The 22,600-nt window shown below is 61.4% G+C and carries 25 protein-coding genes and 1 pseudogene; 8 read left to right on the top strand and 18 right to left on the bottom strand.

The window, feature by feature from the left end; genetic code table 11:
* Positions 1-51 precede the first annotated feature (51 nt).
* From ACX3PH_RS09400 to ACX3PH_RS09420, 5 genes are all read right to left on the bottom strand, one after another.
* Positions 52-525 carry a GNAT family N-acetyltransferase gene (locus ACX3PH_RS09400; protein WP_459091767.1) on the bottom strand — a complete coding sequence of 158 codons (474 nt, stop codon included), beginning with the start codon at positions 523-525 and terminating at the stop codon, positions 52-54.
* A gap of 34 nt (positions 526-559) precedes the next feature.
* Positions 560-1,018 (bottom strand): GNAT family N-acetyltransferase, encoded by a 459-nt coding sequence (locus ACX3PH_RS09405; protein ID WP_459091769.1) that lies wholly within the window; start codon positions 1,016-1,018, stop codon positions 560-562.
* Positions 1,019-1,058: 40 nt separating this feature from the next.
* A complete protein-coding gene (locus ACX3PH_RS09410; RefSeq protein ID WP_459091771.1) occupies positions 1,059-1,976 on the bottom strand; it encodes an NADP-dependent oxidoreductase in 918 nt (305 codons plus the stop codon).
* A 248-nt stretch (positions 1,977-2,224) separates the two neighbouring features.
* Complete coding sequence (locus ACX3PH_RS09415; RefSeq protein ID WP_459091773.1) at positions 2,225-2,710, bottom strand: redoxin domain-containing protein; 486 nt, start codon at positions 2,708-2,710, stop codon at positions 2,225-2,227.
* 151 nt (positions 2,711-2,861) lie between these two features.
* Entirely contained in the window at positions 2,862-3,317 is a 456-nt protein-coding gene (locus ACX3PH_RS09420) for a DUF5709 domain-containing protein (protein WP_459091775.1), read from the bottom strand.
* A gap of 265 nt (positions 3,318-3,582) precedes the next feature.
* Between ACX3PH_RS09420 and ACX3PH_RS09425 the strand changes: the two genes are divergently transcribed.
* The 3 genes from ACX3PH_RS09425 (at position 3,583) to trxA (ending at position 5,298) form a co-directional block, all read left to right on the top strand.
* Positions 3,583-4,365, top strand: coding sequence for an SDR family NAD(P)-dependent oxidoreductase (locus ACX3PH_RS09425; RefSeq protein ID WP_459091777.1), 783 nt, complete (start codon positions 3,583-3,585; stop codon positions 4,363-4,365).
* Positions 4,366-4,432: 67 nt separating this feature from the next.
* Positions 4,433-4,843, top strand: coding sequence for a GNAT family N-acetyltransferase (locus ACX3PH_RS09430; RefSeq protein ID WP_459091779.1), 411 nt, complete (start codon positions 4,433-4,435; stop codon positions 4,841-4,843).
* A 74-nt stretch (positions 4,844-4,917) separates the two neighbouring features.
* Positions 4,918-5,298, top strand: a complete 381-nt coding sequence (trxA, locus tag ACX3PH_RS09435) for a thioredoxin (RefSeq protein WP_459091781.1) — start codon at positions 4,918-4,920, stop codon at positions 5,296-5,298.
* Between the two features lie 668 nt (positions 5,299-5,966).
* Here trxA and ACX3PH_RS09440 read toward each other — a convergent pair.
* The 7 genes from ACX3PH_RS09440 to ACX3PH_RS09470 all read right to left on the bottom strand — a co-directional run bounded on the left by ACX3PH_RS09440 (position 5,967) and on the right by ACX3PH_RS09470 (position 10,597).
* Entirely contained in the window at positions 5,967-7,034 is a 1,068-nt protein-coding gene (locus ACX3PH_RS09440; RefSeq protein WP_459091783.1) for a sodium:calcium antiporter, read from the bottom strand.
* A gap of 95 nt (positions 7,035-7,129) precedes the next feature.
* A complete protein-coding gene (locus ACX3PH_RS09445; protein ID WP_459091785.1) occupies positions 7,130-7,468 on the bottom strand; it encodes a hypothetical protein in 339 nt (112 codons plus the stop codon).
* A gap of 30 nt (positions 7,469-7,498) precedes the next feature.
* Entirely contained in the window at positions 7,499-7,786 is a 288-nt protein-coding gene (locus ACX3PH_RS09450) for a DUF6510 family protein (RefSeq protein ID WP_459091787.1), read from the bottom strand.
* Positions 7,786-8,511: a ferredoxin reductase gene (locus tag ACX3PH_RS09455; RefSeq protein ID WP_459091789.1), complete on the bottom strand. Its 726-nt coding sequence runs from the start codon at positions 8,509-8,511 to the stop codon at positions 7,786-7,788. Before ACX3PH_RS09455 ends, ACX3PH_RS09450 begins: the two co-directional genes overlap by 1 nt.
* Positions 8,508-9,089: a sulfite oxidase-like oxidoreductase gene (locus ACX3PH_RS09460; protein WP_459091791.1), complete on the bottom strand. Its 582-nt coding sequence runs from the start codon at positions 9,087-9,089 to the stop codon at positions 8,508-8,510. The genes ACX3PH_RS09455 and ACX3PH_RS09460 overlap by 4 nt, the downstream gene beginning before the upstream one ends.
* A gap of 169 nt (positions 9,090-9,258) precedes the next feature.
* Positions 9,259-9,597, bottom strand: a complete 339-nt coding sequence (locus tag ACX3PH_RS09465) for a hypothetical protein (protein ID WP_459091793.1) — start codon at positions 9,595-9,597, stop codon at positions 9,259-9,261.
* Positions 9,598-9,676: 79 nt separating this feature from the next.
* Positions 9,677-10,597, bottom strand: coding sequence for a ferritin-like domain-containing protein (locus ACX3PH_RS09470; RefSeq protein WP_459091795.1), 921 nt, complete (start codon positions 10,595-10,597; stop codon positions 9,677-9,679).
* 408 nt (positions 10,598-11,005) lie between these two features.
* Between ACX3PH_RS09470 and ACX3PH_RS09475 the strand changes: the two genes are divergently transcribed.
* The 3 genes from ACX3PH_RS09475 to msrA all read left to right on the top strand — a co-directional run bounded on the left by ACX3PH_RS09475 (position 11,006) and on the right by msrA (position 13,053).
* Positions 11,006-11,707 (top strand): sigma-70 family RNA polymerase sigma factor, encoded by a 702-nt coding sequence (locus tag ACX3PH_RS09475; protein ID WP_459091797.1) that lies wholly within the window; start codon positions 11,006-11,008, stop codon positions 11,705-11,707.
* A gap of 315 nt (positions 11,708-12,022) precedes the next feature.
* Entirely contained in the window at positions 12,023-12,502 is a 480-nt protein-coding gene (gene msrB / locus ACX3PH_RS09480) for a peptide-methionine (R)-S-oxide reductase MsrB (RefSeq protein ID WP_459091799.1), read from the top strand.
* Positions 12,499-13,053, top strand: a complete 555-nt coding sequence (msrA, locus tag ACX3PH_RS09485) for a peptide-methionine (S)-S-oxide reductase MsrA (RefSeq protein ID WP_459091801.1) — start codon at positions 12,499-12,501, stop codon at positions 13,051-13,053. The genes msrB and msrA overlap by 4 nt, the downstream gene beginning before the upstream one ends.
* A gap of 115 nt (positions 13,054-13,168) precedes the next feature.
* Here msrA and ACX3PH_RS09490 read toward each other — a convergent pair whose 3' ends face one another.
* The gene (locus tag ACX3PH_RS09490; RefSeq protein ID WP_459092396.1) at positions 13,169-13,795 is read right to left on the bottom strand and encodes a TetR/AcrR family transcriptional regulator; all 627 of its coding nucleotides are present in this window, start codon (positions 13,793-13,795) and stop codon (positions 13,169-13,171) included.
* Positions 13,796-13,819: 24 nt separating this feature from the next.
* Positions 13,820-14,302 (bottom strand): hypothetical protein, encoded by a 483-nt coding sequence (locus tag ACX3PH_RS09495; RefSeq protein ID WP_459091803.1) that lies wholly within the window; start codon positions 14,300-14,302, stop codon positions 13,820-13,822.
* Between the two features lie 179 nt (positions 14,303-14,481).
* On the opposite strand from ACX3PH_RS09495, the gene ACX3PH_RS09500 reads away from it, so the two are divergent.
* Entirely contained in the window at positions 14,482-15,060 is a 579-nt protein-coding gene (locus ACX3PH_RS09500) for a uracil-DNA glycosylase family protein (RefSeq protein ID WP_459091805.1), read from the top strand.
* Between the two features lie 185 nt (positions 15,061-15,245).
* Positions 15,246-17,609 (top strand): penicillin acylase family protein, encoded by a 2,364-nt coding sequence (locus ACX3PH_RS09505; protein WP_459091806.1) that lies wholly within the window; start codon positions 15,246-15,248, stop codon positions 17,607-17,609.
* Positions 17,610-17,880: 271 nt separating this feature from the next.
* On the opposite strand, the pseudogene ACX3PH_RS09510 reads toward ACX3PH_RS09505, so the two are convergent.
* From ACX3PH_RS09510 to ACX3PH_RS09525, 4 genes and pseudogenes are all read right to left on the bottom strand, one after another.
* Positions 17,881-19,037 (bottom strand): annotated as a pseudogene (locus ACX3PH_RS09510) (IS481 family transposase).
* Positions 19,038-19,242: 205 nt separating this feature from the next.
* The gene (locus tag ACX3PH_RS09515; RefSeq protein ID WP_459091807.1) at positions 19,243-20,286 is read right to left on the bottom strand and encodes a glutathione synthetase; all 1,044 of its coding nucleotides are present in this window, start codon (positions 20,284-20,286) and stop codon (positions 19,243-19,245) included.
* Between the two features lie 58 nt (positions 20,287-20,344).
* Positions 20,345-21,661 (bottom strand): flavohemoglobin expression-modulating QEGLA motif protein, encoded by a 1,317-nt coding sequence (locus ACX3PH_RS09520; RefSeq protein WP_459091809.1) that lies wholly within the window; start codon positions 21,659-21,661, stop codon positions 20,345-20,347.
* A complete protein-coding gene (locus tag ACX3PH_RS09525) occupies positions 21,658-22,458 on the bottom strand; it encodes an N-formylglutamate amidohydrolase (protein WP_459091811.1) in 801 nt (266 codons plus the stop codon). Before ACX3PH_RS09525 ends, ACX3PH_RS09520 begins: the two co-directional genes overlap by 4 nt.
* Between the last annotated feature and the right edge of the window lie 142 nt (positions 22,459-22,600).

The following is a 22,600-nucleotide window of genomic DNA, read 5'->3' on the forward strand; positions in this document are numbered from 1 at the left end:
TATACTCATTCGCGCCAACCATCTCGGATCCGTTGGGCGACTGCGGGAAGGCTACGCCAAATCGGATTCGAACGCGGCGATCTGCATCTCATCCTGACTTTCCTCGCGTTCACGGTGTGGGTACGCGCCGGAGCCAGGATGGACCTTGTCGATGAGATCCAGGTATTCCGGGTTGCGGTTAATAAACTCACCCACGACCGGGCAGATGATGGTGATCTTCCTCCCGCTTTCACGGATCTCATCCAGCACGCGAGCGACGAGTTCTGTCGCCACTCGATTGTGGCGGTAGGCGGGGTCGACCCAGGTCGTCAACAGTACGACGCGGCCGCCAACGAACCGATACGGGAGTTCTGCGATCGCGTCGGCACCGAGGGTCGCGATCCAGCGACCGCGCTCGGCATCGTTGATGACATCGAGCTCCCACCTGGACTCGACTTCACTGAGTGGGGTCTCGTCCAAAGCAGCGATGAGTGCTGCATTGTTCTCTTCGCGGGTGACTGCCTCGGCCTCGATATTGGTCGTCATTATCGTACTTTCTGTCAGTGCATCAGTCGGTTGGTTAGGACCGGCGTGATGCTATGGACACGCCCGGATGCTTGGGGTCGATGAGGTCGGCGTATTCAGGGTTGCGCTCGATGAAGGTGCGCACAATTGGACACATGATGGTGACCGTCTTTCCTTGCACGCGAACATCGTCCAGGACGCGTCGGATCAGTTCGGTGGCGATGCCCTGTTTGCGGAAATGGGGAAACACCGAGGTGTCCAGCAGTACGAGTCGGTCGTCGTCGGCAACGTTGTAGGTCAGCCCAACGATCTGGGCGTCGCCGACGATTGCCTCGTAGCTGCTGGTTTTCTCGTCCTTCACAACGTAGAAGTCGAATGCGGGGGCATGTGGATCATCGATCAACTCGTCGATGAGGACTATCTGGTCCTGAGTGAGAGTGCCTTTACCGTCTGGGTATCCGGCCTCGTCGGGGTATTCGAAGGTGTACCGGGTCGGTTCTGTTGGGCTGTTCATAAAGTGTCCCTACGTTGATTTCATGTCCGGAATACGCGCGTCAAGGACGAACGCGGATGATCGTCTTCCCTACGCGGCGCTCGGTGGGGTTGAGGGCGGCGACGGCGTCGTCGAGGGCCGAGACAGTGCCGACGTTTGTGCGCAGTCTTCCGTCCCGCACCCGCTGGACGATCTCACCCAGTTGTCCACGATCAGACTCGACAACGAAGTCGACCGCCAGGCCGTCGGCAGGCCGCGCCTCGGGTGGTCCGATGACTGTCACCAGTGTGCCTCCAGCTCGAATAAGGCCCGCGGACTGCTTCTGGATGTCACCACCGATCACGTCGAATACCAGATCGACTCCACCGACGTCCTTGAGCTCGTCGTTGGCGAGGTCGACGAACTCGTGGGCGCCGAAGTCGAGTGCTTTTTGCCGGTCGGGGCCGCGCCCGGTGCCGATGATGTAGGCGCCAGCCTCGCGGGCGAGCTGCGTCACCATCGATCCGACTGCGCCGGCCGCGCCGTGTGCGAGGACGGTCTGCCCGGGCTGAAGGCGGCCGTGGACGAACAACCCCTGCCACGCGGTCAGACCCGAGATGGGCAGACTCGCGCCCACCGTGAAGTCGACATCACCCGGTAGCGGCGCGAGGTTGCGTGCCTCGATCGCCACACGCTCCGCCAGGGTGCCGTTGCGATGCCAGTCTGAGAGACCGAACACCCGCTGCCCCACAGACAACCCCGTCGTGCCATAGCCGAGCGCGGTCACCACACCAGCCAACTCGTGCCCGATGATTGACGGTGTTCGATCACAGCCGGCGCGATCGGTCCAGGTCGAGGGCCACTCGACCTCCGTGGGGACGAACCCCGATGCATGAATCTCGACAATGACGTCGTTTATCGCTGCCGACGGCTCAGGGCGCTCCACCAGCGCCATCCCGGCCGCTCCCGCGGCCTTATCCATAACCACAATTGCCTTCATCAGACACCTCCAGGTTTCAGTCCTGCCTGCACGGCATTTAGGTTTGCAGATCGTTAGCGACCCCAGGCCGCAGGGTCTTACCGCGCGGGTGGGGAAGAGTTGTAGTCAAGTGCCTCCTCGGGGCGATGCGGCGTTGCGAGTACAGCGTGCCCTGGAGTGTTGGACATGTCTGCGCCATTGCTTCGCGGCGCGAAGTAGTTGTGATCAACGGCGCAGGCACATAGAAATGAGCGCTGACGAACGGGCTCTCAGAGTAGCTCCGGGTGGTCAGCTAGGTCACTGACTAGTTCGAGTACGTCGTCCGGTATAAGCTGCCCGATTGCTCCGCAGGAATAGACGCTGATTATGACGTTTCCAGACGGGCCGAGCACGAACCCGGTCGACTGCAGGAAGGGAGGGTCGAGGCTGACGAATGCACCCGTTGTCTCCGAAATTTCCATTGCATCGGCACCGTGACCGATGGCATAGGTCAAACCGTACATACCAATCAGTTCTCTCGTAGTGTTCTCGTCATCTGCTGACAGTGCAACTACCTTGATACCTGCTCTTGCGAGACGGACAGCGGATCGTTGGAATGCACGCAGTTGCTCAACGCAGTAGCGGCACCACGATCCGCGATAGAACAGCACCACACCGAAGCTGCCAGCGAAGGCATCAGGAAGGGCAAGTGTCTGTCCACCTGGCTGCTTTATCGTGAGAGTTGGGAATGGGTCCCCCGGGTTGAGCAACGGCATCAGTGTCTCCTTACGGGTTGTGCGAACTTAATCAGGACGCGGCCGATGATTTGAATTGGCGCGATTTCCTATGCTTCAGTGGGCCGAAGGGCACTGTGATTGCTACGTGTATCTTGACCGTGCCCTACTTGGTCTTGGTTGGATGTTCACGTCAGTCCAGGTCGTCCTGATCAAGGACGATGTGAACCGCTGCTTCTTCCGCTGATGCAGCGCCTCCGTCAATGCCGACGTCATTCGCCCAGTAGTCCGCGGCCGGGTCGAAGCTGGCCGGTGCAGCCCAGGCTAGACGGCCAGCTCGGACCGAACCCACCTGGTCATCGATGACCTCCCCGTCCGTGTCAGTGGTGTCTCCGATGCCATCTCCGATGATCTCTTCTGTCTCCTCGGGGATCTCGCGGGCGAGGCGGGCGGATAGAGGCTCGTGGGACCGCGCCTCGCGCGGTGTGAACCCCCAGGAGAGTTCGGCTGGGCGCCAATCCAACGGTGAGTATCCCGCTTCGTCTATATCGTCGCCGAGTTCATCGGTGTCGAGGCTCTCGTCGGGTGGAAGTAAGCCGTAGTCATCGGCCGGATTCTCGAAGCCGTTGCCATCATCGGTGTTAGTCATGTCCGTTCGCCTCTCATTTCCGTTTGTTGAAGCGTTAGCGGCGCCAGAGCACGAGGTCTTACAAAGTTCATCGGACGGGTTGTGGTACCTGTGGCCCGGGGAGGACGAACGCGATTGAGGTCTTTTGGTAAGACGGGGCGAAAGGTCGACGCTCACTAAGTGGGCGCAGGTGACATCTGCTGTGCCTTTCCTCTTCGGACCGCATGGTGCGCCATGCGGCTTGGGTGAGGGCGTGCTCCATACCCCGTGAAAGGAACCGTCAAGCATGAGAGCTGGTTTTGTTGGCAAGACGGCACTTATCACCGGTGCTGGCCGGGGCATCGGCGCGGCGATTGCGACTGAGCTGGCCAAGGCTGGAGCTGATGTGATTCTTCTCGCCCGCACCCCAGACCAGCTCGATGAGACCGCTAACACCATTAGGGCGAGTTCTCCGCTTGTTGAAGTTCGCATCGTGGCTGCCGATCTGGCCGACGACTCCCAGCGCGCCACCGCCATCGACGACTTGCTGGCTGGCGGCCCAATTGATGTTCTGATCAACAACGCAGCCACTGTAGAACCCCTCGGTGCCAGTGGCACAATCAGCCCAAACCAGCTACGTCAGGCGTTTGAGCTTAATGTGATCGCTCCCGCAGCGCTTACTGCTGCACTCGCCCCACGGATGGCGCAGGCTGGGTGGGGTCGCATCGTTAACGTCTCGTCAAGCGTCGTCCGTCACCCTGGCTCAATGATCGGTGGCAATACTTACGCAGCGACGAAAGCTGCTCTCGAAATCCATAGTCGCAATCTCGCCGCCGAACTCGACGGGACGGGTGTGACGGTCAACGTCTACCGGCCAGGGGGCGTCGACACCGCCATGCAGGGCTGGATCCGCAAGCAGGATCCCGAACGCATCGGTGCCGGCCTGCGCGACCGCTTTGTCAGCAGGTACGACTCCGGTGGGCTGATCGCCGCGCAGGACTCCGCCCACGCCCTGCTCAGCCATCTCCTCGGCGCGGACGCCCTTCAGACGGGCGCCATCTGGGACCTCGGTGACACCGTCACCCCGTAGAAGAAACGCTTCATCCGGCTGTTCGGGCGCTTCCGGCCGCCGGGCAGACGAACGATTAGGAGGCAGCATGGCAGACAACGCTGAGGGCATGGTCACCCTGACCGGCCTGGATCAAGACGGTGCAGACACGGATCCGTCGGCACCGACGACGCCCGATATGGAAGACCTGATCATCACCGAAAACAGCGAGGTCGGTATCTACGAGGCCACATTGAAAGGTGTGACCGTCGCTGGGGTCGTTTACAGCAAGACGGGTAGCCACATCACCCTGCTGGCGACATCGGTGTTCCCCGAGTTTCGAGGTAGGGGGATCGCTGCAAGGCTCCTCGGCGGCGTCCTTGACAGGCTGCGGGCGCAAGGGGAGAGCGTAACTATCACCTGTCCGTTTGCAGCAGCATTCGTCAGCGCCCATCCCGAGTATGCCGACTTTCGCGATTCGGCCATCCCGGGCAACACCACTGCGAGGCGGAAACATTGACCGCATACGCCCGATTTCACGCCCACAATTTGTGACGAAAACTATATGACCGCCGCATCGAGGAGAAGAACACCATGACAACCGTCGAACTCACGGATGACAACTTCGAGACCACCATCAACGACAACGACATCGTTCTCGTTGATTTTTGGGCCACGTGGTGTGGCCCTTGCCATCAGTTCGCCCCAATCTTCGAGCGATCTGCAGAAGACAATCCCGACGTCGTCCACGGCAAGCTCGACACCGAGGCCGCGCAGCGCATTGCGGCGGCCGCAGGGATCACTGCGATTCCGACTCTGATGGCGTTCCGTGAGGGTATCCTCGTCTTCAACCAGGCGGGCGCACTGCCGGCCCCGGCTCTCGCACAGGTCGTAGAGTCCGTCAGAAACCTCGACATGCGCGAGGTCCGCACAGAGATCGCAGCACAAAACGATAAGCCTGCGTCAGAGCGCTGATGCACTCGAGAGAAGATGCGCTTCCTTTCACAGCTCGAGCCTGATTCACGGTGAGGATGGAAGACATGGACCGATCTCGGGATCAAGAGCTTGACACGCTGATACGGGCTATCCCGGAGGGGTGGTCCCGTGTGCGCATAGCGGGCCGGAGCTGGGGGTTAACGCGTGTCACTCGTGCAGGGGGCAACGTAATCTCGGTGGATGCGGAACGCCTGGGCGACAGCGAACAGTTTGGGGCAAACGTTTGGATCACGTCTGAGGGCGCAACTCTCAGGCCCTGTGAGGTGCCGGCGGAAAAGGTTATGCAGTTTCTACGCGCTGCGGCGACAACATTCTCAGCATGAGCGAACTCGGGCTTCCCGCTTCGTCCCGGCAGCGGCATAGCACCGGGGAGCATCGGCGTGCCAGGTATCTAGCGTCTGGACGATGCCGTCACGTGCGACCCGGGCATATAAGACAAACATCGTTGCTGTGAGATCTCCCACTGTAGAGATAACGCATGAGATTGTGAGTGAGAGGCAATAAGCATGGACGAAGTGCGCTTCGAAAACACGCGATTTGATCCCGATGTGACTGGATTTCACGCGATTGCGCAAGAAATGGCCGCGGCAGTTGGCTATACGGCGACGCTTTCTGTGGACCCGGTTCTACCCTTTCGGCAGGGCGCGTTAAGCTCTGCTGATTGCGAAGAGTCCCGCTATGCCAACTGCGTAAAGGATAAGGACGAGTAGCGAGTCGATTCCCATGCCGAAGACTTTCCGGCGGGGACGAAACGCGATCCCCAGCAGGTAGACGAGTGTGAGCAAAATGGCGAGCGCGGTGAGGTAGATATCGGTGCCCTGCGCCGCGGGCAGGACAGCCTTCCCTGAGATAACGGTCGCGAGGAGGAATAGCACTGGTAGGAACGCGTTTCCGCCGAAGATGTCGCTGACAGCTAGTTTGTAGTCGCCCATCTTAACTGCGGCAAGCCCAGTCGAGATCTCGGGAAGGGACGTGGCAAGAGCCAGCACAGTGGCTCCGAAGAGGATGCCGGAAAGCCCCATCTGGTCGGCCATGGCACTTCCGCTGCGTTCGAGCGCGATGCCTGCTACGAGGGTGACGAGTGCCGCGGCGGTGAAGATGGCGACTGCCTTGGTGGTGCTGGTCCGGGTTGAGGTTGCGATTTCTTCCCGCATCGCACGGCTGTGGCCCATCGGTTCAGGCTGGGAGTCCGGGGCCTGGCCGTCGTCGTGCCATGACATGCCTTTCCCGGCGCGGTTCACCAGCAGGAGACCGATAACCCAGATCGCTGCAATGAGAACGGTGTCCGGGGTGAGACGGAAGAGTATGAGGTCGGCCGGCATCTGGCTGCCTGCGATGACGACGGCAAGGATCGCGATCACCATCGCTGCTTCGACAATGATCGATAGCGACCCGGCTCGATAGCTCAGCGATTTAGCGCCCCGTACCCCGATCAGGTCAATAAGTGCCAGCTCTGCCGTCTGGATGGCGATGCCGCCGAGGATGTTGCCGACAGCGATCGAGAGATCTCCTTGGATTGCGGCACTGACGGTGATTGCCACCTCGGGAAGATTCGTGGTGATGGCGAGAAGGATCAGGCCGCCGAATGCCGCACCGAGATGTAAACGTTCGGCAAGAACGTCGGCGTAGCGGCTAAGTTGAACGCCAGCGCCCCAGATCGCGCCGGCAGCAATGGCGAAGATCAGGACAAGGAGCCAAAACGGAAGCAACAACATCCGCTTTTCACCCTTTCACTTTCCGAATGAGGTGGCCGGGCTCGGCTGCCTCGCAGCGAGCGGGCAACCCAGGTGGCTGGGCCGCCCGCGGATGGTCACGGTTGAAGAGTCCCGCCGCGTTCAAGTGTCTGCACATCCCAGTAGAGGCATGCCACCAACGTTCCCGCCGGGCAATGCGGAGCAGGGTCGGTGTCCGACGCCGACGCCACCCGAGCAAACTCGCCACGGGCCTTGGCGAGCAGGGCCTGAAACTCGTTGTCGCTCACCACGCAACCCACTGCGCTCAGCCACTCCCGCAGCAGTGGCTCCACATCGCCGTGATGAACTTTTGAGTCCGCCCACACCCGCTGGACAATGCCGGCGATTTGATCCTCGCGAGGTGCACCCAGAGCCCCGTCCATCACGGGAAATGTCTGTACTTTCTTCTGCTTCACGTTCGTTGCACCAGCTTCCTATTTGTACTCTCAGTGTTGGATCTCGTCGTCGCCGCGCTCAAGGGAGTCGAGGACTTGCAGCCAACGCAGGCCCCGCATATTGAGCAGTTTCCGTCCGGCGCGTTCGACGATGACGATGAGGACGTCGTCGCAGTTGCGGCAGCGGGCGACGAAACCCATTGGCTGGCCATACACCAAGGCTTGACCCAGCGTTGCGATATCACCACAGGACTGACATTGGCCCTGCGTCGTCGTCGGCTCGAAGACGAAGAGTTCGGTGATCGGGCCAGCGAGAACATTGCCATCGAGGTGATCCATCAGGTTCCTCCGAAACGTTCGGTGCGGATGGTGTCCGGTGCATGCCCGAGGCTGATGAGGGCGCGGGAGACTGTTTCAACGAACCCGGTTGGGCCGCAAACGTAGGTGAGCGGTGCTTGTTCCGGTGGCAGCGTCTCGCCCCTCAGGTCTTCAGCTGTGAGCCGTCCGGCTGATCGAGACCATCCCGGCGGAACGGTGCGGGTGTAGTGCCAGGTCGTCCGAGCGGTAGCGGAGGGCTGGGAGAGTTCATCACGGAAAAACGCGTCATCGGCTGTGCGGAGCGAATAGAGCAGCTGCATCGGCACGGGGCTGGAGGCGTTGGCGTGTGTGCGGATCATCGCGACGAATGGGACAACACCGGAGCCGCCGGCGATCAGTTGGATGGGAGGGGTCTGTTCCGGCCGCCATACAAACCATCCACCGAGTGGGCCCCGGAGCTCGACCGTGTCACCGAGTTCGAGGTCATTGACGAGGAACGGGGAGACCTCACCATCCGGTAGTCGGTCGACTGCCAGTTCGATCTCCTCACCCGGGCCAGCGCTAGCGATGGAGTAAGACCGGACAGCCTGATACCCGTCCGGTGAGGTGAGCCGGACATCGACATGCTGCCCGGCATCGTTACCTGGCCAGCTGGGCACAGCGAAGGTGATGCTCCGCGCCGAGGCGGTTAGCGAGTTTGCGCGCACGAGCCTGCCGGTGAGCCAACCGACGGCCGGGCGGGTCACGCGTAGCGCTCTTCTCGCCAAGGGTCGCCGTGCAGATTGTAGCCATTCTCTTCCCAGAAGCCCGGATTATCCTCGCCTTGCATGACAAGTCCCCGCACCCACTTGGCGCTCTTCCAGAAATAAAGGTGGGGCACAAGGAGGCGTGCCGGGCCGCCGTGTTCCGGGTCAAGCTCGTCGCCGTCGTATTCGTAGGCGATCCATGCCTGCCCGTCGAGGATTTCCTCTAACGGAAGGTTCGTGGTGTAACCACCGTAGGAGTGGGCCATCACGAATTCGAAGCCTGTCTCCACTTCGGCGAACAGGGTGTCTAATGACACTCCCCTCCAGCCGGTGCCGAGCTTTGACCAGCTAGTCACGCAATGGATGTCGACCGTAATGTCCTCGGATGGGAGAGTGAGAAATTGGTCCCAAGTCCACCGGTGGGTCTGTCCGGTTTCGGTACGGATGAAGAACTCCCAGTCCTTCGTATCGATCGAGGGGGTTGGGCCTGCCGACAGCACCGGAAAAGACTTTGTCAAATGTTGCCCAGGTGGGAGCGCAGGGTTGTCGTCGCGCCGGCGACCTCCGAAAGTGGCCATCTTCTCTCTCCCTCAAACAATTCGCATACAGATCTCTTTGCCGGCCGGCCGGTCGACGGGGTTTCGCGCATAGTCGGGGTGGAACTTTTAAAGGTAGTCCCGGTGCTCCTCTTCTTCCAGAGATCCCCGGCCGGTTCTACCTTGTTCACGTCCCGACGCGACGACGTCCTTAGGTGTCCTCAGGGGTGTATCGTCCCTCAGAAGTCGCTCCACGATAAGGGTCGGTGAACCGGACGCCAACGGCACCATCGGCGTCGGTGATCCAAGTGACGTCATAGGTGGCGCGATAGGTCGGTGGCCAGAACGACCAGAACTGCCCCTGAGCGTCCACTCCCCACTCTCCGAAGGTAGGGCGCCCGTTCTCGGTGTAGGTAGTTCGGCCGTCAGGAGTGAACACCTGAGTTGCCCCGTCGGCGTAGGTGAATGGTGCTCTCGTCAACGCTTCAGCAATGTCGCCTGCATCAATGCGGTCGCCATTCTTGATCGCAGGTCTCTCCGCTCTGGACATGACATGCTCCCTTCAGATGATGTGCCCTCTGGACGTATGCAGCGACACGGATTTCCGGTCATCGGCAGACGGCACGCATTCACTTCGCGATCGCCCCGGTGCCGTGGACGATGTCGCCGTTGAGCCCATCCGGATAGAAGCCACCGGAGCCTCCCGCCTGGGGATCGAGGTAGACGATGTTGAGGATCTCGGCTGCGCTCCGGCCAAACGTCCGACCGTACGCGTCGGTGGGAACGAGATTGGCCATGTCCTTGGTGCCGAGATCCTGATCATCGTCGATGGGGCCACTGACTGAGTTGCGAACTGCGGAGATCTTCTGCACGACGTCGAACACGGAGTCGTCTGCGAGCCCTTCGCTGAAAAGTGTGGCCCGCACGATCCCGGCGTGGTAGGCCTCGGTCGCCATCAAGCCCGCTGCTGCGTCCAGGTAGGTCTTGTTTGAGATGAACGGTGCCGCGCCCTTGAAAGCGGTGACTCCCACGTCTTCGAAGAGGAAGGCGGCGAAGAGGAAGTTGCGGTCGTTCGCGTAGGCATCGAAGATCTCTCCCGGCTTGATCAAACCCGCTGCGGTCGCCGCGGCGGTGAAGCTGTGATCGAGAGAGATCCGCGGGCGTGAAACAGCCGCGCCACCGAGTGCGTCGCGGAGGAATGCAACGTGGGCTCGCTCATCCATGGCAATCTCGCGGGCAATGTTATTGATCAAGGGACTCCGGAAATCGACCTGACGGCCGCCGGATACCTGACCGGGCGTCCCCGTCCCTCCCACCATGTCATCGGGAAGCCCGTGCCCTGTTAAGCCACGAAGATAGAACTCGGCCTCCAGGTATTCAAGGTTGAGCGCAAAGTTCAGGATCGAAGCATCGCTGGGCCCGTCCTCGGCCGTCGCAGCCGCCGGTGCGCCGGTCGCGGCTTCGGCGACCATGTCGGTCAGCTTGACGCGGTCCGCTGTTGTCTCCGCGCTGGCGCTGATGGCATCACTGATGAAGCGGTTCTCAGACATCCTGACTCCTGCTGTTCGATGATTCCGGCCACGCCGAAGGCCGACCGCCGTGTGCTCGAATCGGCTGTCGAGACACTGCTATCTTTCTACCCCACAATGGACCCTGGCGTCCAGATTTGAAGACTGAGAGTTGCCAGTGAAGTGTGGCGTGCCATGCCCTCGATTACCAGATAGCTCAACCCAAGGAGGGCACGCTCTTGCCGATCGTACCGCGGCATCGTATTCTGGACGAAATAGTTCTGTTACTTCGTGATCGACTGATCGGCAGACAGGCCAGGATCACCGGCCGGACACGCGCCGAAGCTCGTCAATGGAGAACGCAGGAGCCATCAGCCACAAAGCCGACTGCGCTGATGCTGGATCATCCGCGACACAAGTCGGCGCACTCACCGGATTGGACTTACCGGCATGGATATCGATTCCTCAGCGTGGCTGACCGCGCTCGACGATGCCGGAACCAAACGGGACGCGGCCTTGGCCCGACTGCATGAGATGTTGCTGAGGGTGGCCGTTCGTGAGGCGTATCGCCGTGGACCGATCTTCCGCATCGGCGGACCGGAACTCGACGACCTCGCGCATCAGGCTGCCAACGATGCGATGGTCTCTTTGCTCGGGAAGCTCAGTACCTTCCGTGGAGAAAGCCGATTCACGACCTGGGCGTATCGCTTCGTGGTGCTGGAGGTCTCCAACAAACTCGGCCGCCACTTTTGGCGCAAGCCATCCGTGTCGCTCGACGCCGAGGATTGGGAACGGCTCCCTGCACGGTTCGCTGCCGACCCGCTCGCACAGGCACAGCAGCGGGAACTGATCGAAGCCGTGCGGCAAGCCATGACCGAAACGTTGACAGATCACCAACGCCATTTCTTCGTCGCGATCGTCGTCAACGGCGTTCCGATAGAAGCGATGGTGTCTCAGTCTGGATCGAATCGGGGCGCGATCTACAAGACCGTTTTCGATGCACGCCGTAAGATCCGCTCCTACCTGGCCGCTAACGGATATCTGGAGGGTGAATCGACGGCTGCCCAGCCTACTGAGCAACAGGTAGAGGTGAAAGGTCATGACCGGGTGGTGGAGGTGGGTCGAGCGATTCCTAGCCGCCGACTCGCGTGACGTCGGGTGCGATGGGGCGCGGGCTATTGTGCATGTCTATGTCGAGCTACTCGCGGCCGGAGTCGATGCTGCGGAGCACAATCCCGGAGTGGCGGCGCATCTTGCTGCATGCGAATCGTGTGCTGAGGATGTGCGCGGGCTATTGGCTGCTGTGCAAGACGATGACCTGCATCTCTAGAGGGGCGGACAATCAGGCTGTCCGTGACGCGTCAGATCGCAGTCACAGCGGGTTCTCAGGATTCTGGGACCAAAACGACTTTCTGCGGTGTTATCCCCTGTGACACCGCAGCCAGCGAAGTTAGAAAAGGAGCAATCGTGTCACACGACTACAGCAAGACTCCGGAGGCGCTCAGTCGCCTCACCGACAGCCAGTTCCGCGTCACTCAGAAGGACGGGACCGAGCCTGCATTCCGAAACGAGTACTGGGACAACCATGAGCCCGGCATCTACGTGGACGTGGTCTCCGGGCAGCCCCTGTTCTCGTCGACCGACAAGTACGAAAGCGGCACCGGATGGCCGAGCTTCACGAGACCGATAGTGGCGGATGCTGTTCGAACGAAGACGGACAAATCGCCTTGGATGACCCGCACAGAGGTGCGGTCTACCGGGGCCGACAGTCACCTCGGCCACATTTTCGATGACGGCCCCGCAGGCGCGGGCGGCCAGCGGTACTGCATGAACTCGGCCGCGCTGCGCTTCATCCCAGCCTCCGAACTCGAAGCACAAGGCTACGGCGAGTACCGCTCGCTATTCGAGACACCCGAAACTACCAACGCAGAGGAGCACGCATCATGACCAGCGGAATTATCGACACCGGGCAGATCACCCGCACATCAGACACCGAGACAGCCGTTCTCGCCGGCGGATGCTTCTGGGGTATGGAGGACCTCATTCGCCGCCAGCCCGGAGTGCTCGACACGCGCGTCGGGTACACCGGGGGCGAGAACGATTACGCAACGTACCGCAACCACCCCGGCCACGCCGAAGCCGTCGAGATCGTCTTCGACCCGACGCAGACAACCTACCGTGACATTCTGGCGTTCTTCTTCCAGATCCACGACCCGTCAACGTTGAATCGCCAGGGCAACGACATTGGGACCAGCTACCGTTCGGCAATCTTTCCGCTCACCCTCGAACAGGAGAGGGTCGCCCGGGACACGATCGCGGATGTCGATGCATCTGGGCTGTGGCCAGGCAGTGCGGTCACAACTATCGAGCCGGCGGGGCTATTTTGGGAGGCCGAGCCCGAGCACCAGGACTACCTGATTACGTACCCGAACGGCTACACCTGCCACTTCCTGCGCCCGGATTGGGTGCTTCCCCGGCGCAGTGCAACCACCGCCTGACGCCTACTGTGAGGGCGCGTTCACTGCGGAAGCGATGGACGCGCCTTCAACGGTTTGGTCACGAACGGCGATGGCTGCACCCTGGCCGGAGTCTGTGGCTTGGTCCGCGGCGAACTTAACTCGCAGACAGGCTCTCGATATGTGCAAGGGCCATGTCAATCGATGTTGCCATCGGCGTGACATCGCGCGCTGTCTGGGCCAAGACGTACCCGCCCTGGACGGCACCCATAAGCCCGGTCGAAAGCTGGTCGATCGAAGCTTCGGGCGGAAGCGCACCACTGTCTTGAAGCTTGCGCAACACACCTGCCAGGAGCTCTTGCCATTCGCCAAAAAGTTGAGACAGGGTTTGGCGCGCGAGATCGTCATTATCTGAAACCTCGGAGGCCAACGTGCCGAGCGAACAGCCGTAAGCGCCGTGCCGTAGAGCGTTGTTCTGTACCAACGCATCCCGCCAGCGTCGCAGGCCTGCGAGCGTCGAAACATGACCGAGGGCGTCGCGCTCACGAGCTATTACGCGTTCTCCTACGAGGTCGATGACGGCCCGCACGAGCGCGTCCTTTCCGTCGAAGTGATGGTACAACTGCGACTTACTCACTCCACTCGCCGCGATCACATCGTCGAGCGTGGTACCCCCGACTCCTCGGATGTACATTAGGTCAGCTGCCGCGGCGACGATCTTTGACCGTGTCTTTGCACCACGCGACGTCAGGCGTCTGCCATTGTGCAAGTCAGCGGTCGTCATCACAGGTCCATGCTACTAAGTGGGCTACTCGATCGCCGTCCTTACGCGGCAGCTACCCTCGCTTGCAGTAAAAGGCGCGAGCGCAAGGTCGAGCGCGGCGTTGAGCGGCCGCGGGTCTTGTGCAAGCTGACTCAAGGTGCTGCCTCCATGAAGCGCCGCAAGAATCAGCACGGCAGTCTTCTGGGCATCGACGTCGACGCTCGCGGCCAGGGCGGAGGACCAGGGGGTGTCAACTTTGGTGCTGGACTGGAGCAACCGGTCCACCGTCTCGGCGATGAGCTCGCGCCACTGATCGAGGAAGTCGGCTCGCTCGGACAACTCATCTGTTTGTTGCATTGCCAGAAAATACGGCGACCGCGGGGTCATGAGCTCCTCGACGATGCGGTGGCGCCAGCAGGCCAGCATTGCTCCGTCGGTGACTCCAGTCAGGTATGCACTTTCGCTGGCCAAGACTTCCGCGAAGTGTGTACTCATCAACCCTCCCAACTGGTCACGCTGCTTACGCACTCTTCCATACTATGGGACTATATAGTCCCATAATGCGGTCCAAATGACGCTTTGGAGGCGAGGGCATAGGCTGTGTGCCGACACTGAGCGGACTACAGAGTCCACAATCCACTCATCTGTAGGGCTATGTGGATGATCCCAGGCAACATTGCGCCAGACCGTGATCAGAAGGAGCAGCCGTGAGTTTCGAGACGATTCACAAGAGAATTATCACTGATCCGGAAAACGCCTGGGCGAGGGACCTCGGCTACTTGCCGCTGTACGCGGCGGCGGCGGGTGCGAAGATCGTTGTGATTGGCCAAGCGCCGGGCCGCAAGGCCCAAGAGAGCGGCATCGCTTGGAATGACGCTAGTGGGATCAAACTCTTCGACTGGCTCGGCGTGTCTGAGACCCAGTTCCGTGATCCCGACCTGTTCGCACTGCTTCCCATGGACTTCTACTACCCCGGCAAAGGCGCCGCCGGCGACTTGCCGCCCCGAAAGGAGTTCGCCGGTCGCTGGCACGCGCCTCTCCTCGATTTGATGCCCGAGATCCGGCTGACCATTCTGATCGGCCAGTACGCCCAACAGCACTATCTCGCAGGCCGCACCAAACGGAACCTCACCGAAACGGTTCACGCCATCGACGAGTATCTGCCGGGCATCATCCCACTGGTTCATCCGTCCCCGCTGAATTTTCGATGGCAGGCCCGCAATCCGTGGTTTGTCACCAAATTATTGCCCGTTGTCCGAGAGCATGTGGCCGCCGCGCTTGCCTGACCTCGGTCTGCACTCGGCGAAGACGCGCATGCCGAAGGGGGCGCGTTGTTTAGCCGCCCGCCTGTTTTGTCTCTGCTTCAATTGCGGTAGCGCATCGAGTAGAGCCGTTCGATTTTTCCCAGCGAGGCTAGTGCCGAACATGCATCGTCCGGCGGAGTGAACAGAGATCATGACGGGAGTTCCAGGTGTTGTCGCCGGAAAAGAAGAAAACAACAAGTGAGGCAATGGAGCTTCCGGGCCTAACAGGGCCAGCGGAGATCATCGTGGACCAATGGGGCGTGCCCCATATTTACGCCGCCACTACGTACGATGCCTTCAGGGTGCAGGGCTTCAACGCAGCTCGAGACCGCCTGTGGCAGATCGATTTTTGGCGACGGCGCGGCTTGGGACGGCTGTCGGGTGTGTTCGGAGCCAGGTATGCCGAAAGGGATCGGGCGGCACGCCTCTTCCTGTTCCGCGGTGACATGCATCACGACTGGCTCTCGTACGGTTCCGACGCAAAGCGGGCGACTAAGGCCTTTGTTGAGGGGATCAACGCCTTCATCCAAATGACTCGCGACGACACCAGCTTGTTGCCTGATGAGTTTAAGGAGATCGGGTACGAACCCGAACTCTGGGAGCCGGAAGATGTATCTCGCATCCGCAGCCATGGCCTCTTCTATAACGTGAGAGAGAAGGTAAATCGCGCACTTACGATCCGCGATCATGGACCAGAGGTCGAGGAATTGCGGCGCAGACGCCAGCCGCACAACGACCTAACGATTCCTGAGGGCCTGGACATCGATCTGATTCCGGATGATGTCCTTACCGTTTATGACCTGGCCACGACCCCGCCGCCGTTCGCTACCCCCGACCCCGATGCCGCACAAGGCAAGGTTCTTCCGGAGGGAAGCAACAACTGGGTTCTGGCGGGTGGCAGGACGGCGACTGGTCGGCCCCTACTCGCCAATGACCCTCACCGAGCCGCTGCCGCCCTTCCGGGACTTCGCTACCTCGCTCACCTCAGCGCCCCCGGTCTTGACGTTATCGGTGGTGGAGAGCCGGGACTCCCCGGGATCAGCATCGGGCACAACGGCCAGATCGCGTTTGGGCTCACGATCTTCGCGATCGACCAAGAGGAACTCTACGTTTACGAGTTGAACCCTGATAACCCCCGCGAGTACCGCTACCAAGGCCGGTGGGAACCGATGCGCGTGGAACGCGAAGTGATCGAGGTAAAGGATGGGGATGACATTGAGGTGGAACTCGTGTTCACCCGCCACGGACCGCTAATACATTCCAATGAGAAAGCAGGGGTAGCCTTCGCAGTGCGAGCGGCTTGGCTGGAGCCCGGCATGGCCCCCTACCTAGGAAGCATGGACTACATGCGCGCCAAGAACTGGGACGAGTTCCTCGGCGCCATGAACAGATGGGGAGCTCCTCCTGAAAATCAGCTTTACGCAGACACCGATGGCAACATTGGCTGGAAGACGGGTGGCCTTGCCCCAATTCGCCCGAACTGGGACGGCACACTTCCGGTACCGGGAGACGGCCGGTACGAGTGGGCAGGCTTTTACGACGTTGACCAACTACCTGGTGACTTCAACCCCGCGACCGGATGGCTTTCGACGGCAAATGAAATGAACCTGCCAGAGGACTATCCTCGCGAACGCCACATAACCTACGACTGGTATGCACCGTACAGAAAACACCGCATTGATGAAGTTCTGGAACGGACCACGAGCGCGAGCGTTGAGGACATGGTCACGCTCCAGAGCGACTACCTCAGCATTCCCGCCCGTCGAATTCTCAACGTGGTCAGGGAACTGCCTATCAAGAATCCCCGCGATGTAGATGGTCTGGACCTGCTTCTCAACTGGAACAACGTCCTCGACGCGGACTCGCCGGCTGCGGCGCTGTTTGAAGTCTGGTACCGGCGTCACTTGAGGCCCGCACTGCTCGCAAGAGCCGTCAGCGAAATCACAGGAGACACCGACACGGTCGACGTCCTGAAGAGGATTGCCAACAACGAAGATCTGCTTGCGGACGCTCGTATCGACCTAGACCTGATGGAAACGCCCGGGAGCCGGCTGGGGCCCGATGCAGCGGGATTCCTGGCGGCAACAGTGGCAGCTACGCTCCCGGCGGCGGTCGCGGATGTCGGGGACTTACTTGGGACTGACCGCAGCGGGTGGGCATGGGGCCGCCTTCACGTGACGCGTGCGTCTCACCCCTTGAAGGCGATCATGCAGGGCATTGACAAGAGCAAACTGACGGCCGGCCCCCTGCCGCGCGGCGGAAGCGGCGACACTGTGGGAAACACCGCGTACGGGCCGAACTTCGTTCAAAGCGCAGGATCAACGTTCCGCATTGTTATCGACGTCGGCAACTGGGACGCTTCACTTGCGATGAACGCTCCGGGCCAGTCTGGCAACATGCAAAGTCCGCACTATACCGACTTGTTCGAGGTGTGGGCGCGAGGGGAGGCGTTTCCATTGCTCTACGCGCGCGAGAGTATCGAAGCCGCCGCCGAACACATCATCAAGCTCACACCTCCAGCCAATAAGTAAAGAGTGTGCAGCGGTAGCTTGCGACACTTCCTGCGAGGCTGCCCTCACGTTAGCGGGGCCATGTGTCGCCGCTGCGCGGATTCATCGGAAGTCTGCGTGCGCTGGCGAAAAAGAGGAAAATCCGGAGGGGCGTGGAGGAAAAGGCCTATAGGGGGTCGAAGAGTGCCCAGAGTTTTCCGCGGCTGCTTGAGTTCTTGGAACAGCCCACAATTGTGATGTCTTCAGACATTGAGGAAAGATGTCGCGAGACATCGAGGACACCCTCACCTATTCAGGTGGGGGTGTTTTTCGTTTGGGGTTGGTAATCGCGGGTGGTGTCGAGGATCAGTGCGCGGAGGAGCTGGCCGGTTTCTGTGGCGATGATCCGGATGTGTTGGTCGTGGATGAGGATCTTCACTCGGGTGCCTTTGTGTGCGCGGCCGATGCCGATGTGGTGCAGGCGTGAGTTGTAGCGGAGGGTGACGACTCCGGAGTCGTCGATGCGGTCTTCGCGGATCCTCCAGTGACCGCCGACGGTGCCGGCGGGTCCGACCTTGGTGCGGGCGGCGTAGGCCTGGGCGGGTGTTCTGCGGTCCAGTGAGCGGTGTGGACGCTGCTGGTTGTAGTACTCCCGGAAGGTCTCGAGCTGTGCTTGGAGGTCGGTCAGGGTGGCTGCTGCGGGTTGGTGGCGAAGCCATTTTTTCAGGGTCTGCTGGAATCGTTCGACCTTGCCCTGGGTTTGCGGATGGTTCGGGCGACCATTCTTCTGGGTGATGTTCAACAGGCGTAGTTCGTTCTCGAATGCGTTCTTCCCGCCGCGGACTCGGGTGGTGAATACCAGCCCGTTATCGGTCAGGTGGACGCTGGTGGCCCGTATTCATTGAGGTTTCTGCGGAATTCGGTGACCACGATTAGCCCGGTCACGACTGAATGAGCCGTGATCGACAGGGCTAGCCGGGCGTGGTCATCGAGGAAGGTGAGGATCTCGGTCCCGCTGCCGTCGGCCAGGGCCCAGTGGGTGAAGTCGGATTGCCAGGTCTCGTTGGGCAGGTCGGCTTCGAAGCGTAGGTAGGAGGAGCGCGGTCGTTTCCTGGGTTGCTCGATGATCAGGCCGTTGCGTTTGAGGGCTTTCCAGATGGTCGAGATGGCCGGGGTGGTGCCGTGGCGTTGCTGCAGGTGGAAGGCGATCGTGTGGGCGCCAGCATCGTGACCCTGACCGGCCAGGTCTCGGCGCAGCTGGACGATCTCGACCTCCAGCTCGGAACTGATCTGCCGCGGATTGGATGCAGGACGTTTGGATCTCGGTTCGATCGCTTCCCACCCGCCGGCCAGGTAGCGATCGACCAGGGTGTAGACCCAGGAGCGGGCGATACCGTATTCGCGGGCGACTTCCGTTTTGGGCCGGCCCTCCACGATGACGGCGCTGACGATGACACGGGCCTTGGACACGGGGCCTCCAGAAGAGAACGAGAAACGTCCTCTATGTCTGGAGACACCTGTCCTCGATGTCAAGAAACCAGACACTGTCAGCCCGACAAAACAGAACACAAAACAAAACAAAACAAAACAAACGCGGACGCTGGATTGCCCGGCTGAAGCCGCAAGGGCGGCGCGTCGGTGAGCTGACCAGTCGTACCTTCTCGAGCTGGCGGCGTTAGATTGTTGCCAGCCTGATGTTCGAGAGCTCCGCACCGTAGTGCTCTCGGAGCCTGACTTTACGCTCCAGATCCTCGATGACGGCGGGCGTGAAGTCCACGCCGTAGAGCGCCTCGCTGGAGCCAAGGCCACCGGGCGAGAACACGTTGACCTCCATCAGCTTGTCGCCCACAATGTCCAGGCCGACGAGGAACAGACCATCCGCGAGCAGTTTGGGGCGCACCGCCTCCACGATCTGCAGCATCTCGTCGGTCACCTTCACCGCTTCGGCGCTGCCGCCGGCAGACATGTTGGACCGGATGTCGGTCTCTCCGGGCCGCCGACGGAAGGCGGCGTAGACGCCGTCAACCTCGAGAGCGCGGCCGTTCATGACGAACATCCGCACGTCTCCGTCCTTGGCTTTGGGCAGGTATTCCTGTGTGACCACATAGCCGTCACGAGCGATCGCCTCCACAATCTGGGAGATGTTGGGCGCTTCCTTCAGGTTGACCAGGAACACGCCGGAGCCACCTGAGCCTTGCAGGGGCTTGAGCACGGCGTGGCCGCCCAACTCGTCAATGAACTGGCGGATGCGGTCCTCATCTCGCGAGATCAACGTTCGTGGCCGCACCACCTCGGGGAAGCGCTGAAAATATGCCTTCGACGTGGCGTCGGCCAGGGAGCCAGGATCGTTGACGATGAGCACGCCGGAGTCGGCGAGCAGCTTGCCGAATGCGATGCCGGCCGTGTTCGCCCACGGGCTCTCCTCAGCGTCCATCGCCGGGTCGGAGCGCAGCATGATTACATCGAAGTCGTTGAGCGCAACCCTCTCCCGGTCGGCCGCCTGCACGTCTTCGAGATACCGCTCCCGCGAGCGGTACGCTTTGCCAGTGCTCACGGATGCCACAATCGCCGAGAGCGACTCGTCTGGCTCGTAGCCGAAATCCCGCAACCCCATGAGGCGGGCGTCGTGGCCGAGCCGATTGGCGGTCATCGCGAGACGCGTGGTCGTGTACACGGGCTTCTCGGTGGCGATGTCGTTGACGACGAAACCGATCTTCATGGGACTCCTAGGTGGATGGTCGTGTGTGGTTGGGGAGGTTTGGGCTGCGGCGAACGATCTACGCGTTGACGAGGGTCACCAGATCTTCCGCGCGGGCGGCATTCTGGAGCCTAGCGGTGGCCTCTGGGTCGGAGAGGTACCGGGGCATGACCCGTGCCGCGGAGAGCAATCCGCGCGCGGCGAGATCCTCCACGAGGGGCAAATCCTCCAGCGAGAACTTGCCGAGAAAGAACAGGTCAAGCGCGCCACCGTCGGCCACATACTGCAGTAACGCGAGTAGTCCGCGCAGGTAGATCGCATCTTTGGTGAAGCCGCCGGCCCGGTACACCCGCATCGCGACGCCGTAGGCGCTTCCGGCGGGCAGACCATGACCGGTGAGCAGGCGGTGCGTCTCGACGAAAGTCGCGCCGCCCACCAGCGACTGCACGGCAATCACCCTCGCGGCGAGCTGGCGCAGCCGGGTGGCGGTGAGCCCGCCGCACGCGATCTCCGCAAGCACAGCGAGGCCTTCCTGCGTCTCGTCGTAGTGGGCGAGGCCCGAGCCCAACATCCGGATCGGCTGTGCCATGCCGTTCACCTGGGTCACCAGGTGCGTGCCCACCTCGTGCTGCAGTAGTGCGTTGACGCGGGGGGCGGCCACCGCGGCGTTGTTCGAGATGAGTAGCATGTTGCCATCAACGAGCACGCCCGAGATGTCATCGCGAATCTCCGCGTGGATCCCGACGTCCGGGTCAATCGATCGGTAGTAGTCGATTTCGGCCTGCGCTGCAGCCAGGAACGTCTCTGCGTTTACGGAGTCATACTCGAGCCGGCCGCTCGGCAGTCGGCGCAGCAAGTCTTCGGCGCAGCTCACCAGGGCGGGTCGCACCGCGCCGTATTGGGCGATCGACAACTGAAGGAAGTCTGGCGCGTTTCGCGCCCGCAGCATCTCTATCCGTAGCGACATCTCCCGCTGCCGGTTGCGCAGCAACGCGGCGAGGGTGGCGTCAGCGACGTCGTCGAGCGGCAGCGCGGCCACCTGCGCATCCAGCACGTTGGGGTCAACATCCAGTTTGCGGTACTCGAACACCGGGTCAACCTCCGGATGCGCGAGGAACTTCGCACGAATGTCGTCGGCGTTCACGGGGGTCATTTCAAGCAGGAACCGCACGCTTCCCGCCAGGGTGGCCATGGCATGGTCCGCCGCGAGGTCCTCGGGAGTGAGAGCTCCCGCGTCGATGGCGCTCGTCTCCGGGGCGGCGGCATCGTGCGGGCGAACTGGCGGCTTGACGGCGCCGGCGGACGGTACCGGGGAGTTATCGGCGCGCGGGCGCGCAGGATCGAGGGCGTCAGACGCATCCGTGGCGTTGCCGCGGGGAGCCGGGCCAGCACTCACGACGTCACCACCGCGCGCAGCGATTCCTCGACCGCCGGGATAGTGCCGGCCAGCGCGCGGGCAAGTTCGTCGATTCTGTCGCGGTCAGGCTCTCCGGTCCACTCATCCATGAAGGTCTTCTTGAACTCGAGCGCGAGCACGATGCCGCGGCCCGGGTAACGGGCGTGCGTCCAGGCCGCGAGCTGTCGACCACGGAAGCGGATGTTCTCTCGCACGTCAAGAACGCCGGTCGAGGTATCTGCGCCCCTCAGCGACTCCATGAAGGTGTTCACCAGAGGGGCGAACCGGTCATCCAGCGAGCCCGTGCCCACGTTGACCTCAGGGTTCTCTTCATCCGGGCCCGCGGCGGCGTCAGCTCCATCGCGGCGGTGGTTATAGGAGTGGATGTCGAACACCACGAACGGTCCGCGTTCAGCGACCACGTCCAGATACCGGCCGAGATCCGCATAGAAGGCGTCGTAGACGTCGAGGGAGTCGGCGACGACGGCATCGTCGAGCGGAGGATTGCGGATGACATCCAGCCCCCACGCCTCCTCCGAGGAACGGTAGACAGACTCTTCGCGCTCGCGATTCAGATCCACCTCGAATCGGGACCGATGCACGATGACGCGGGCGGGGATGAGGGCCCCGATCTCGGCAGTGTGCGGGTCCTCCTCCCGCAGTCGGTCCGGCTCGGGAAGAATCAGCTCCGCGGCGAAGTCAGGGCGCACGTCGTGCCCATTGTGGATAGCGGTGGCGACGAATTGTCGATCCCAGCTGCCGAGAAATTCGAACGGGGGAAGCTCCATTTTACGCATTGGGACATTATTACCGCCGCATATGAGAGATACATGGAGGTTGACCGCGCCGTCGACTCCTGCGAGGCGGATGAAAGCAGACTCGTCAAAGCATGTCCCGAAATGAGTCATTAACTATTACGGCTAGCAGCGCGATCATGAG

The sequence above is a fragment of the Homoserinimonas sp. A520 genome (assembly GCF_054489245.1).